Source organism: Alienimonas sp. DA493 (assembly GCF_043951915.1).
Lineage (GTDB): Bacteria > Planctomycetota > Planctomycetia > Planctomycetales > Planctomycetaceae > Alienimonas.
Genome location: NZ_JBINJD010000151.1, coordinates 1 through 12,176, shown reverse-complemented (window position 1 = coordinate 12,176; position 12,176 = coordinate 1). Strand labels below are relative to the sequence as shown.

Here is a 12,176-nt window from a genome sequence, read left to right as displayed (position 1 = left end):
CGCCGAACGGCCCGAGCTGTCTGCAGTCCGGCTGGGACGGCAGCAACGGCGTGATCTCCGCCGGCAGCTTCCACACCGGCGGCGTGCAGGTGTGCTTGGGCGACGGGTCGGTCCGGTTCATCTCCGAGACGATCGACGCCGGCAAGAACGGCGCCTTGAACGCCAAACGCAGCGGGCGCAGCAACTACGGCGTCTGGGGCGCCCTCGGCAGCCGCGCCGGCGGCGAGGTCGTCGACGAGTTCTGACCGACGCCGCCCGGTTCCGCCGGACGGAGCACGTCTTGAAGAACGCTCCAAAACGGACGCCCCGCGGTCGCTTCGGCGACCGCGGGGCGTTTTCGTCGCGCGTCGAACGAACTCGCGACGCGGCCGGCGGGACTCCCGCCCGCGGTCAGCCGCCCTCGGCGGCTCGCATTTCGGCCTCGTAATCTTCGATGTCGTCCTCCGACATCACGTCCTCGTCGCCCTCGAGCGTTTCGGCGTCGCCGGTCGACCCGTCGCAGCCGGCCAGCGGGGTCGTCGCGCAGGCGAGCGCGCAACAGAGCGCCGCGACGGTCAGCGGACGCTTCCGCAGATCGATCGAGCGGGTGAAAAGGGGGAGTGGCAATCGCATGGGAGCTTCGCCGTGAGCGGGGCGGATTCGGAGGAGCGGAGAGGTCGGGCCGAACGGCCGACCGCCGGATGGTCCTTCGCCGCGCGTCCTGAAGCAAGGATGTCCCCCGGAGCGGGCACGCCGCCGCGGGGCGTCGGCCGTCGGTTCCCGCGCTGACGCGTCGGGTTATTCGTCCTGCTTGCCGGGGGCCCGGTGGGGTTCGAAGACGGTGGGCCGCAGACGTTCGGCCCGGGAGACGGCCTCCTCGTACAGCGCCTGTTGGCTGCGAATCTTGCGGCCGCGTCGCGTCACCTTCCGCCAGACGCCGTCGGCGTGCAGCGCGCGGGCTTTGACGTTGTCGCGGAAATACAGGTTCATCGTCTCCCGCAGCCGCTTTTTGAGGGGCTCGGCGGTGACGGGCACCAGCAGTTCGATCCGCCGGTCCAGGTTGCGGGGCATCCAGTCGGCGCTGGAGAGGAACACCAGTTCGTCCCCGCCGTGGACGAACCGGAAGACGCGGGCGTGCTCCAGGAAGCGGTCCACCACGGAGACGACCTGGATGTTCTCGCTGACGCCCTCCACCCCCGGCCGCAGGCAGCAGATGCCGCGGACGTTCAGCCGGATCTTCACCCCCGCGGCGCTGGCGTCGTAGAGGGCGTCGATCAGCGCCGGGTCGACCAGCGAGTTCATCTTCGCGTCGATCGCCGCCGGCGCCCCCTGGCGGGCGCGGTCGGCCTCGGCGCCGATGAGTTCCGCCAACCGCTCCCGCAGGCCGATCGGCGCCGCCTCGATCCGCCGGAACGCTTGCGGCTGGCTGTAGCCGGTGACGGCGTTAAAGAAGTTGACCGCGTCCGCGGTGAGGTCCTCGTCGGCGGTCATCAGGCTGGCGTCGGAATAGACCCGGGCCGTCGACTCGTTGTAGTTGCCGGTCCCGAAGTGGGCGTACCGCCGCACGCCGTCCGGCTCGCGGCGGATCACCAGCAACAATTTGGCGTGCGTTTTGAGGCCCCGCACGCCGTAGATCACCTGCACGCCGGCCCGCTCCAGGTCGCGGGCCCATTCGATATTGCGGGCCTCGTCGAACCGGGCTTTCAATTCGACCACCGCGGTGACGCTCTTGCCCGCCCGGGCGGCGGTTTTGAGGGCGGCGACGATCCGGCTGTCGGCGCTGGTGCGATACAGCGTCTGTTTGATCGCCAGCACGTCCGGGTCGTCGGCGGCCTCCTCGGCCAGCCGCACGACCGGCTCGTAGCTGTCGTAGGGGTGATAGAGAAGCACGTCGTTGGCGGCCAGGGCGTCGAACGCCGGCTCCTCGCCCTCCAGCCGCGGTGGCGGTTGCGGGGGCCAGTCGTCCACCCGCAGGTCGTCGAAGCCGGCGGCCCCGGTGACCTTCATCAGCGCCGCCAGGCCCACCGGCCCGTCCGCGAGGTACAGGTCCCGCTCGGCGACGTCCAAACAGTGGGTGAGGAACGCGGTCGCCTCCTCGGAGGCCCCCGCCGCCATCTCCAGCCGCACGCAGCCGGTGCGGCGGCGCTTTTCCAGCACCCGCCGCATCTGACGGAGCAGGTCGCCCGCTTGGTCCTCCCGGATGGCGAGGTCCGCGTTGCGGGTGACCCGGAAAGCGACCGTCTCCTCGACGATCTGCCCCTCGAAGAACCGGCCGGCGAGGTGCGCGACGGCCTCCTCGACCGGCAGGTAGGCGAAGGCCCGGCCGCCGTCGTGGCTCCCCGCGGCGTGCTCCGCCTGGGCGCCGTCGGCCGGCAGGGTGAGCCAGCGGGGCACGGCCCGGCCGCAGGGGATCACCGCGAACCGCGGCCCGCCTTCGGCGAGGGCGTTGGCGGCGGCCTTGATGACCGGCCGGCCGGCCCCCCCGGCGTTCTTTCCGCCCTCGCCCCGGCCGCCTTTCCCGCCGTCGGCGGGGGCGAGCCGCACCAGCACGCAGACCGCCCCGGTCTCCACCAGGGGGAAGTCCTCCGGCCCGGTCACGCTGGTGGGCGTGAGTACGCCGAACAGCGTCTCGCGGAAGGCGTGGTCCAGCGCCGCGGCCTGGTGCGTGGTCAGCTTCGCCGGGTCCGGCCGCACGAACCCGTGCCCGGCGAGCTGTTCGTCCAGCTCGGCCAGCAGGGCGTACTGGTCGGCGTTCATCGTGGCGCAGCGTTCGGCGATCGCGGCGAGCTGCCGCTCGGGCGTCATCCCCGCCGGGTCGGTCCCCGGCGGGGCGCCGGGTCCGGCGCCGGCCGAGGCGAGGTCTTCGTCGTAGAACGCCTCGTCCTCCTCGTCGTCGCCGGCCTCGCCGGACGCTTCGCGGCTCTCCTCGGCGAGCATCTGCAGGCCGCCGACCCGCACCATGAAGAACTCGTCCAGGTTGGAGGCGGTGATGGCGAGGAACTTGAGCCGTTCCAACAGCGGCACCTGGGCGTCGGCCGCCTCGTCGAGCACGCGCTGATTGAACTCCAGCCAGGACAGCTCGCGGTTGAGAAAGTGTTCGGGCGACACGGGGCGTGGGCGAACGTGACGGGGGCGTGGGCGGCCCCTCATCATCCGAACCCGGCCGCGGCCGTCGACCCCGGCCGACAAGTCGCCCGTCCAGAGCGGCCAGTGGCGTCTGTCTCCCGTCAGGAGCCCGTGCGGCGTCCCTACGGCGTCAGCCTTCGGTGACATCCGGCTCGCCGGGGGCAGGCGCGACGGCGTAAGCCAGGTCGAAGATCTCAGGACTGTAATACGTTCTGGGGCGGGTTTTGGGCAGTTCCGCCAGGATGCCCGCCTCCACAAGCTTCTCGCAATCCTGCTTGGCGGTGTTGTAGTGCGTTCCCAATCGCTCCGCGAGGTTCGTGACGCGAACGAACGGGCTCTCGAACAGCCCCTCTGCGACATCCCACAGACGGGCGGAGCCGCCGCTGTCTTTCACACGCTCGGAGAACTGCTCCCGAAGCGTCATGAGCTGTTTACAACGACGGATTGTGTCGTCGGCGACTTCAATGACGCCGCGTAAACAAAGACCGATCCAGCTGGCCCAATCCCCGCGGGCGCTGACGCCGAATAGCGCGTCGAAGTACTCCTGCCGGTGAGATTCGAAAAATGGACTCATGTAGAGCCACGGCTTCGTCAGGCAACCCCACCGCGGGAAACAGACCGCCAACAGGAGGCGGCCAACCCGTCCGTTGCCGTCCTCGAACGGGTGGATCGTCTCGAACTGGTAGTGACTGACGAAGACGTCCACCAACGGATCGATCGGGCGGGGCGAACGGCCGAGATAATCTCCGAATGCGTCCAGACACTCTTCCAGCCGCTCCGGCGGGGCGGGTACGAAGCGGCGATCTCGACGGCTCGAACCGATCACCGCCTGAATTGTACGAAACCGCCCCGGGTGGCGGTCCTGCCCCCGCACGCCTTCCATCAAGAGGCCGTGCATCTGACGGATGAAGAAGGTCGACAGCGGCCGGTCGTCGGACATGCCGAAGTGCAAGGCGCGGGCGTAGTTCGAAACCTCCCTCTGGTCGTTCCGCGCCTCCGTTTCGGCTGGGTCGGGCGTCTCAGGCCCCCCCTCCAGTTCGAACAGCAGTAGCTCTCTCGGGGTGACGTAGGTTCCCTCGAGGCGAGATGAAAGCACCGCCTCCCGTGTCCTGAGCGGGCGAAGCAGGATCGCCGGGTTCGGCAGACCCCAGCCGATTCCCTCCAAAATCCCCACCTTCTCCTTCGCCTCGACCAAAAGCGGCCAGAGGTGAAGCGGCATCTCCCAGTTTGGCGGCAGCGGGCGAGGAACGAACGCGTAATCGCGCTCCCAGTCGTTGCCGGGAACTCCCGTCGGAACCCGGACGACGATCAACTCACCGGGAGCGTTTTGGGTGAACTCGCTCTGATCCATGTTTGAGGGACCGCATCAGGACGAACGTATTGCAAAAACAGGTGTAATTTTGCAAAGACTCCCGGCAAGTTGCAACGAGGTGCCGTTTTCGACTGCAACACGATGAGCGGCATGAACTTACATCTTTCAATCCAGCCACTCCGTTTCCGTGACGGTGCGGAACAGGTCCGCCAGGACGGCGGAGCGGACGGCGGCGGGTTCCACGACGGTGCAGCCGTGGCGGCGGGCGGCGGCGAGGAAGTCCGTGTCGCCCCAGACCGCCGTGACGTCCGCAATTTTGAGTCGCGGTTCGAAGCCGGATTCCGCGAAGGCCCGCGGCCCCTCGCCGATCGGCACCGGGCCGGCACCCGACGGGTCCGGCCGGGTGCCGCCCACCGTCAGAGCGGCCGATTTCGACACGCCCCCGGAGGTCGCCTCGCCGCGGATCAGGGCGTCGAAGTGCGTCATGTAGACCGCCCGCCACAGCGCCGCCCGAGCGTTCAGCGAGCGGGCCAGCGCCGCGGCGGCGTCGTCGTCCGGGTCGGCGATCGCCACGGTCGCCCCGCGGTCCCGCAGCGTCCGGCACAGGCCCGTCGCCCCGGGGCCCGCCCCCAACACCGCGACCTGCCGGCGTTCCAGGTGGCCGCCGAAGTACGCCGCGAGGGCGTCCGCCGTCGCGGCCCGGGCGGAGGCCCGGCTCCGCCAGCCGTCGTCCTCCTTCACCACCGCCGTGGGTGTCGACCGGCCGTCGGTCCCCGGGGCGGGCGCGGCGAACCGCGACCACCCCGCCGCGGCCTCCGCCCCCAACGCCGGCCCCAGCGCCGCCGCCCGGACCTTCAGGATGCGCAGCATCTCGCCCAAATGGTCGAACCGCCCCGCCTCCAGCGGCAGCGCCCGGTGCGGAACCCCGGCGGTCCGCGCCGCGGCGTTCCAGCGCCCGCAGATCGCCCCCCGGGCGGCGTCCGCGTCGGCGTCTTCGCTGCCGTTCGGGGGGAAACCGGCGAAGGCGACGAACCGCGTCCGCCGGTCGATCGAGCGGGCGTCGTAGCAGGCGTCCAACTCCTCCACCGTCGGCTGGCCGGGGACGTCCTCCATGCCCTTTTCCAACGCGGCGTAAATCCACGGGCAGCCGAATCGGCGGGCGATCAGGCTGAACGTCAGCCCGCCCGCCCCGATCCCCTGGCCCACCACCGGCACGGACAGCTTCTGCGAGACCGCATAAATCAGCGGCCAGGCCGCCGACAGGTGGGGCGTCGGCCAGGTGAACTTCACCGCGTCGGCGTGGAACTCCTTGACGGCCCGCTCCACCGTCGCCTCGATTTTCTTCAGCGGCTTGTGGGGACTGTGGAAGGCGACCAGCCGCTTCGTCTCCCCGAACCGCGGCAGGGCCTCGGCGGCGTCGACGTCCAACTCCACGTAGGCCGGCCCGGCGACGATCGCCTGCCGGAGCAGTCCCAACCGGTGCGTTTCGCCCCCGTCGAACCGCCCCCCGTGCTGCGTGCTGCGGCAGGAGACGATCACCGGCTTCGGGCAGCCCGCGATCAGGTCGCCGACGTCCGGGTCCTTTGAGAAGTGGTCCAGACAGAGCTCCACGAGGTCCGCCCGCCGGGCGGCGTTGAGCAGATCGACCTTCGCCAGCGTCCGGCTGCTCGGAGTCACGGCGATGCAGAGCACGGGGCGAATCCTTCCGACGATGCGACAAGACGCCCAAGCCGGCGCCATATGGGGCCGGCTTAGGTGGGAACCGGCGTTGTACCGGGGGGCCGCGGGAGGCTCACGGGTAGTCCTGCCCCACCGGGCGGACGGTCAGCGTGTTGACGTGCACGTTCGCCGGCTGGGAGGCGACGAACCGCACGCAGCGGGCGACGTCCTCCGGGTCGAGCATCGCCCCGAACTTCTCGACGACCTGCCCGAAGTTCTCATGGTCGTAGCCGGCGACCTCCTGAAACTCGCTGGCGACGATGCCCGGTTTGACCGTGGTCACCCGGACCCCGCTCTTGCCGACCTCCCGCCGCAGGGCCTCGGCGGCGGCCTCGACGGCGAACTTCGTCGCCCCGTACACGCCGGAGAAGGGCGAGACGTTCGTCCCCACCACCGAGCCGATCACGAACAGATCCCGCGGGGCGTCGTCGTTCGGCCCGTCGTGCAGGCCCCGCAGGGCGCCGGCGGCGACCTTCATCAGGTGCATCGCCCCCAGCACGTTGAGGCGGGTCATCTCCTCCCAGGCGGCCTCGTCGGAACTGAGCACGCCCCCCTGCAACCCCCGCCCGGCGTTGGCGACGACCAGGTCCGGCACGCCGTCCAGGGCCGCGGTCGCTTTCTCCCAGAGGGCGTCGACGGCGGCGTTGTCGGCCGCGTCCGCGGGGATCGCGTGGGCGACCCCGCCGGCCGCCTTGATCTCCTGCGCCAACGCCTCCAACCGCTCCGCCCGCCGGGCGCTGACGACCATCGCCGCCCCCGCCGAGGCCAACAGTTTCGCAATCGCCCGCCCGATGCCGGAGGAAGCCCCCGTCACCAGGGCGCGCCGCCCGGCCAGCGGACGGAACGGATCGGGGTCGGCCATTGGAGCGTTGCGGGAAGAAGATCGGCGGGGAAAGCGCCGCCCGTTCTACCCGCCGCCGTTCTCGCCGAACACGGGGCCGCCCCGGGGGCGGGCGGTCAGTCGGGTAGGTCGTCGTCGCGGACGGCGGCCAGTTTGTCGGCGAGCAGCCCCCGATAGCGGGCGACGGTCTCCGCGTAGGCGGGTCGCTCGGCGAGGTTATAAAACTGCTGCGGGTCCTCGTGCATATCGAATAGTTCGATCCCTCCGGCGGCGTTCTCCCCGTATTGAATGAACGCGAACCGGTCGTCGCGGAGCAGGAACCCCCGGCGGTTCGGGGCCACGCAGAAGGCCCGCTCGCGGACTTCGGCGGTCGGGTCGTCCAGCAGCGGAGAAATGTCCTTCCCCTGCAACCGGGCCGCCGGTTCGAACCCGCACAGGCTCAGCGTGGTGGGGAATAAATCGAGCAGTTCCACAAAGCTGTCGCAGACTGCCGGGGCCTTGCCGGGCACGCTGATGATTAAAGGCACGCGGGCGGATTCCTCATGGAGGCTCACCTTCGCCCAGAAGTCGTGTTCGCCGAGGTGATAGCCGTGGTCGCTGGTGAAGATCACGATCGTGCGGTCCCGTCGGCCGGACTCCTCCAGCGCCCGCATGACTTTGCCGACCTGGGCGTCCATGAACGCGACGGAGGCGTAATACCCGCCCAGGGCCTTCCGCTGCTTGCGGAGGTCCATCTGCATGTTGCGGCTGGTTTTATAATTGATGCCCGGCTTGGGGATGTCGTCCCAGTCGTTCTCCAGCCGCTCCGGCAGGGCGAGGTCTGCGTACGGCTTGAAAGGTTCGAAGTACGGCCGCGGCGCCACGAACGGCACGTGCGGCCGCACAAACCCCACGCCGAGCCACTGCGGCTCGTTCCGCGGTTGAGAGATCAACTCGACGGCCTTGGCGGCCGTCTTGCCGTCGGAGTGGGCCTCGTCGCCGGCGTCAGCCTCGACCACCACGAACGTATTCCCGCCGACCACCGGCTTGGCGCCGTCCGGGTTGCCCTCCAGCGTCTCCCCGTCGCCGGCGGCCCGCCACTCCGGGCCGGGGCTGTTGTAGCGGGCGGTCCAGCTTTGGGCGTCGTCCGCCCCGTCGTAGGCCCGCGGGTCCGTCACGCCCTCGCGCCGTTCGACGCCGCCGGGGACGCCCATGTGAAAAATCTTGCTGACGCGGGTCGAGTCGTAGCCGCGGTTCTTAAAGAACTCCGGCCACGTCTCCCGATCGCCGATCTGCGGGCGGGGGCTGACGTAGCCGAACACCCCGGTGGCGTGTGGATAATACCCGCTGAGCAACGACGCCCGCGACGGTCCGCAATAGGTCGCCTGACAATAGGCCCGGGTGAACCGCACGCCCTCCGCGGCGAGGGCGTCGATATTCGGCGTCTCGCAGACCGTATTGCCGTAGCAGGAGAGCGCCCCGGCGGTGAGGTCGTCGGAGATCAGGAACAGCACGTCGTACGGTTCGGCCGGCGCGGCGTCCGCCTCGTCGGCCGCCCCGGCCGTCGGCCCGGCCAGCGCGAACGCCGCGGCGACGAGTCCCGCCGCCAGTCGGACGGGGGACGAAAGAGTGCGAGACATCGGCGGCGCTTTCCGAGCGGGGAACGAGCGAGGCAGCATAAACGCCCCCGCTCTCAACCGCCGCCCCCGCCGTCGGCCGGAGCGCTGTTCCGTTTGCCGTCGCGGTAGGTCACGCCAGCGTCCCGGACCCTTCAAGGGTCCGGGACGCTCCGCCTGCGGGAGAATGGCGAGAGATCGGCCGCCGTCACCGCCGCCGCGCTCGCTTCCCGCCGGGCCGACGCGATCCGGCCGACCTCGTCGACGTAGTCGTCGGTCTCGTCATCGTCGCTCGTCCGCCACGACGACAGCAATCTCTCCGCAACCTGCCGGCGGGCGTCCGGCGTGAAGGGAAGTATTTCGTCCGCCAGCGCCAGCGTGTCAATCTGATGAATCGCGCTGTGATACTGATAGTGTGGCGAATGCCCCGCGCCCGGCGAGAACGTATTGACTCGCCGCCAGTCCGCCGGCCCCGGGGGGGCGGCGACCGCCCGGGAGAGCCACGTCTCCTCAATGCGTTCGCCGACTTGGCAGTACAGGAGGAACCGCGTGTGCCGGACGCGGCCGGAGTTGAGGTCGACCTCTTCGTGCCGGCAATTCAATTCCGACCAGCGAAAGACGCCGCTGACGAGACACAGCAGAGTCACGACCGCCACGCCGACGCCCCACGCGAGCCGCTGCCGGCGGGTGCGGGGGAGCGAATCAGCCATGAGATAAATCGGCGAGAGAACCGGCGACGCCCGATGATAACGCTCGCCCGCCGGTTTGCTGACAGCGATTGCCCGGAGCCCGTCCGAAACGCCTCGGAGCGCAAAACGCCCCGTTCCTCTCGGGGCGACGCTCTGCGTCGCCCCGCACAGGACGCGGAGCGTCCGGCCGCTCTGCGGCCCGTGCGTCCCGACGCGGAGCGTCGGGACGAGCGACGATGCGGGGAAGGAATTGTGCCAGGGCTGCTCGGATAGACGGTCAGTCCGCCGCCCCGTCGGCGGCCCGTTCCACCTCCGCGACGTCGATTTTGATCATTTCCATCATTGAATTCATCGCCCGTTCGGCCCGTTGGGGGTCGGGGTCGGCGATGAGTTCCATTAATCGCTTCGGCACGATCTGCCAGCACACGCCCCAGCGGTCGGTGATCCAACCGCAGGCCATGGGCGAGCCGCCGTTCTCCTCCAGCGCCGCCCACAGCCGGTCGACCTCCGCCTGGTCCTCGCAGTGGATTTGAAAGGAGACCGCCTGCGTGTGCGGGTGCCCCGGGCCGCCGTTGAGGATCACGTAGGGCGCCCCGGCGAGGGTGAACTCCACGGTGATGACCTGGCCGGCCACGGCGCCGGGGGTGTCGACGGGGGATTTGAGCACCCGGCCGACGCGGGAGTCTGGCAGCAGCGACGTATAAAACGCCGCGGCCTCCTCGGCGTCGCCGTCGAACCAGAGGCAGGGGACCGGGGGCTGCATCGAACGACTTCTGAGGGGGGACGGGCGGGGGCCGCGCAGCGTAGCGTGCCGCCGCGTCGGCGTTCACTCCGCCGGCGTCGGCGGTTTGAAGGCCTTGCTGTAGAACCCGGACGAATCAAAGCAGCAAACCCGCTTCGCCCCGCCGGCGAGCTTGTCGCAGGCCTCGGCGATCCGCTTGGCCCGGGTCGCCGGCCGTTTGGCGGAGACGACCCAATGCACCCAGTCCACCCGGGCCAGCGTCGTCGTCGCGTCCCACCCCCGCCGGGCCGCCGGCGAGCTCGTCAGGGCCTCCTGCAGGTCGTCCGGGACCGCCGGCTCCGGCTCCGCGTCGACCGGCCGCAGTTCGATCGAAACGACCTCCCCGACCGCCGCCCCCGCGGCGTCGAGCAGGTCCGGGTCGACCCGCAGCCAGTGGCTGAGTTGGCCGTCCGGTTCGAGGGTTTGCTCAAACGGCGCCCCGTTCAGCGTCCCCTCCACGGTCGTGCGGCCGCGGCGGGGCAGCGTTTCGCTGACCGCCTTCGGCAGCACGACGAACGCCCAATCCCCGCCGTCCGCGGGGCGGAGCGGCGTGGCGTCGAACCGGGCCGCGGTCTTGGCCGGCGGTGGTTCTTTGGGAGATGTCTTCATTCGCCAACCTTGTGTGCCATGCTCTCACGCCCCGGGAGCGGAGCGGACGGGGCGGGTGAGCATGCGGAGCGGTGTGGCGTTTTTGAAGAGGGTCGGATGTCGCACGGCATGCGCGTTGACATAAACCACTAGCTGCGAGAACCGGATTCTTTAAGGTTGGCAGAAAACTTCTCGTTGATCTGTACGCGTTTTGCTCGTTGTTTTTCCGAGAGATTTCTTTTTCTCATTGTGTCCAAATAAAAGCTTCTCTCCCAAGCGTTGATCCAACCTTTGTTATGACCGTACTCAACTGCCTCGGCGTTCAGAGCACGCTTGTTCTCCCGTCGCACCCTCTTGATGGCTGAGAAGATCTTGTCAGATTCGAGTTCCAGAAACTTCTTTACACAGTGATTGCCAACTGTGGCGAGTTCATGGTTTAGCCTATTATGCAGGATGCAAATCTCTAAGATCGGGTACTTGCCGCAAAGGCAGGTTTCTGGCTCTTCGGCTTCGTATACTTTTGCGAGGGACCACTCTCGCTTTGCTTCTTCCCAGTCATCGGCGTGCGAAAGAGCGATGATTGCTTCGGCAAGCTGCTGTTCCGACATTCTGGCGCCTCGTTGCCTCTGGTAGTTGCTAATCCCGCCTCTCAAACTACTTCTGCCGCTGCGGGATTAGCGAAGTGTTATGGGTCGCCGCATATGTTTGCTCTGTCTTACTGAACCCGCGAGAACGCATACAGCATTTCCCGCCCGATCTGGGCGGTGCGTTCGTCGTAGCGCTCCGCCTCGGCGGGGGTGTCGTCGGCGATCTTCGGGTCTTCGTAGGGCAGGGCGAAGCGGGCCGCGGCGCCGGGGACGATCGGGCAGGCCTCGTCGGCGTCGGTGCAGACCATCACTGCCGCGAAGTCCGACCGCGGGTTCGGGGCCTCGTCGTACTTCTTCGAGAAACAGACTGACGCCGGCAGCGTCTCGCCCAGCGTCACCGCGTAGCGGGGGTTCGTCGCGGCGCCGTCGGATTCGATCTGAAAACCGGCCCGCTGGAGGGCGGCGACGGCCCGGGGGTTGAAGGCGGTCGCCTCCGTGCCGCCGGAGAAGGTCTCGACCTCCTCCACCCCGTACGCCTCCGCGGCGACCGCCGCCCAGAGCTGCCCCAAGTGGCTGCGGCGGGAGTTGTGCGTGCAAATAAACGTCAGCCGCACCGGCGCCCCGGCCTCCCGCCGCTCGCGGACGTGGGCCGCCAGTTCTTCCAGTTGGGCCTTGCGGGCGGCGGGAATCTGATCGAACTCCGCGACCCGGGCGACGACGTAGGTTCGCAACGGCGGCGCGAGGTCCGGCGACATGGCGGCGGGTTTGGCGGGGGCGTCGCCGGCCAGCAGTGCGAGGGTCAGCAGGGCGGCGGAGGGCATAACGGACCTTGGGGGGAGCGGGGCCGGCCTCAGCGGGGCGTCGAGGCGAGGTGGACGGGTTCCGCGGGGCCGCGGTCCAGCCGCGGGGTCGGCCGGACGATCTGATCTGCCCGCGGGGCGCCGTCGGGGGCGGGCGGC

General features: G+C 69.4%; 12 protein-coding genes. 1 reads left to right on the top strand and 11 read right to left on the bottom strand.

The features are described 5' to 3' along the window. A partial coding sequence (locus ACG2DA_RS18215; RefSeq protein ID WP_395254334.1) for an H-X9-DG-CTERM domain-containing protein occupies positions 1–245 on the top strand: 245 nt, incomplete at its 5' end. A 145-nt stretch (positions 246–390) separates the two neighbouring features. Here ACG2DA_RS18215 and ACG2DA_RS18210 read toward each other — a convergent pair. The 11 genes from ACG2DA_RS18210 to ACG2DA_RS18160 form a co-directional block, all read right to left on the bottom strand. Further along, a complete protein-coding gene (locus tag ACG2DA_RS18210) occupies positions 391–612 on the bottom strand; it encodes a hypothetical protein (RefSeq protein ID WP_395257443.1) in 222 nt (73 codons plus the stop codon). A gap of 165 nt (positions 613–777) precedes the next feature. After that, positions 778–3,087, bottom strand: coding sequence for a polyphosphate kinase 1 (gene ppk1 / locus ACG2DA_RS18205; RefSeq protein ID WP_395257441.1), 2,310 nt, complete (start codon positions 3,085–3,087; stop codon positions 778–780). A gap of 148 nt (positions 3,088–3,235) precedes the next feature. Then, positions 3,236–4,456, bottom strand: a complete 1,221-nt coding sequence (locus ACG2DA_RS18200) for a Fic family protein (RefSeq protein ID WP_395257439.1) — start codon at positions 4,454–4,456, stop codon at positions 3,236–3,238. A 126-nt stretch (positions 4,457–4,582) separates the two neighbouring features. Then, the gene (locus tag ACG2DA_RS18195) at positions 4,583–6,109 is read right to left on the bottom strand and encodes a type I 3-dehydroquinate dehydratase (protein ID WP_395257437.1); all 1,527 of its coding nucleotides are present in this window, start codon (positions 6,107–6,109) and stop codon (positions 4,583–4,585) included. Between the two features lie 100 nt (positions 6,110–6,209). After that, positions 6,210–6,998 carry an SDR family oxidoreductase gene (locus ACG2DA_RS18190; RefSeq protein ID WP_395257435.1) on the bottom strand — a complete coding sequence of 263 codons (789 nt, stop codon included), beginning with the start codon at positions 6,996–6,998 and terminating at the stop codon, positions 6,210–6,212. A 95-nt stretch (positions 6,999–7,093) separates the two neighbouring features. Continuing rightward, positions 7,094–8,596, bottom strand: a complete 1,503-nt coding sequence (locus tag ACG2DA_RS18185) for a sulfatase (RefSeq protein WP_395257433.1) — start codon at positions 8,594–8,596, stop codon at positions 7,094–7,096. 131 nt (positions 8,597–8,727) lie between these two features. Beyond that, on the bottom strand, positions 8,728–9,282 hold the full coding sequence (locus tag ACG2DA_RS18180; RefSeq protein WP_395257431.1) for a hypothetical protein: 555 nt from the start codon (positions 9,280–9,282) through the stop codon (positions 8,728–8,730). A 256-nt stretch (positions 9,283–9,538) separates the two neighbouring features. Continuing rightward, positions 9,539–10,024: a VOC family protein gene (locus ACG2DA_RS18175; protein ID WP_395257429.1), complete on the bottom strand. Its 486-nt coding sequence runs from the start codon at positions 10,022–10,024 to the stop codon at positions 9,539–9,541. Positions 10,025–10,087: 63 nt separating this feature from the next. Continuing rightward, complete coding sequence (locus ACG2DA_RS18170; RefSeq protein ID WP_395257427.1) at positions 10,088–10,651, bottom strand: YdeI/OmpD-associated family protein; 564 nt, start codon at positions 10,649–10,651, stop codon at positions 10,088–10,090. Positions 10,652–10,779: 128 nt separating this feature from the next. After that, entirely contained in the window at positions 10,780–11,238 is a 459-nt protein-coding gene (locus tag ACG2DA_RS18165; protein WP_395257425.1) for a hypothetical protein, read from the bottom strand. Between the two features lie 107 nt (positions 11,239–11,345). After that, positions 11,346–11,972: a protein-tyrosine-phosphatase gene (locus ACG2DA_RS18160; protein WP_395257445.1), complete on the bottom strand. Its 627-nt coding sequence runs from the start codon at positions 11,970–11,972 to the stop codon at positions 11,346–11,348. Positions 11,973–12,176 lie beyond the last annotated feature (204 nt).

What these genes read in the sequence shown, in the direction of transcription:
- ACG2DA_RS18210 (WP_395257443.1), bottom strand. Translation starts at nt 612, where the DNA reads ATGCGATTGCCACTCCCCCTTTTCACCCGCTCGATCGATCTGCGGAAG.
- ACG2DA_RS18200 (WP_395257439.1), bottom strand. Translation starts at nt 4,456, where the DNA reads ATGGATCAGAGCGAGTTCACCCAAAACGCTCCCGGTGAGTTGATCGTC.
- ACG2DA_RS18190 (WP_395257435.1), bottom strand. Translation starts at nt 6,998, where the DNA reads ATGGCCGACCCCGATCCGTTCCGTCCGCTGGCCGGGCGGCGCGCCCTG.
- ACG2DA_RS18185 (WP_395257433.1), bottom strand. Translation starts at nt 8,596, where the DNA reads ATGTCTCGCACTCTTTCGTCCCCCGTCCGACTGGCGGCGGGACTCGTC.
- ACG2DA_RS18180 (WP_395257431.1), bottom strand. Translation starts at nt 9,282, where the DNA reads ATGGCTGATTCGCTCCCCCGCACCCGCCGGCAGCGGCTCGCGTGGGGC.
- ACG2DA_RS18175 (WP_395257429.1), bottom strand. Translation starts at nt 10,024, where the DNA reads ATGCAGCCCCCGGTCCCCTGCCTCTGGTTCGACGGCGACGCCGAGGAG.
- ACG2DA_RS18170 (WP_395257427.1), bottom strand. Translation starts at nt 10,651, where the DNA reads ATGAAGACATCTCCCAAAGAACCACCGCCGGCCAAGACCGCGGCCCGG.
- ACG2DA_RS18165 (WP_395257425.1), bottom strand. Translation starts at nt 11,238, where the DNA reads ATGTCGGAACAGCAGCTTGCCGAAGCAATCATCGCTCTTTCGCACGCC.
- ACG2DA_RS18160 (WP_395257445.1), bottom strand. Translation starts at nt 11,972, where the DNA reads ATGTCGCCGGACCTCGCGCCGCCGTTGCGAACCTACGTCGTCGCCCGG.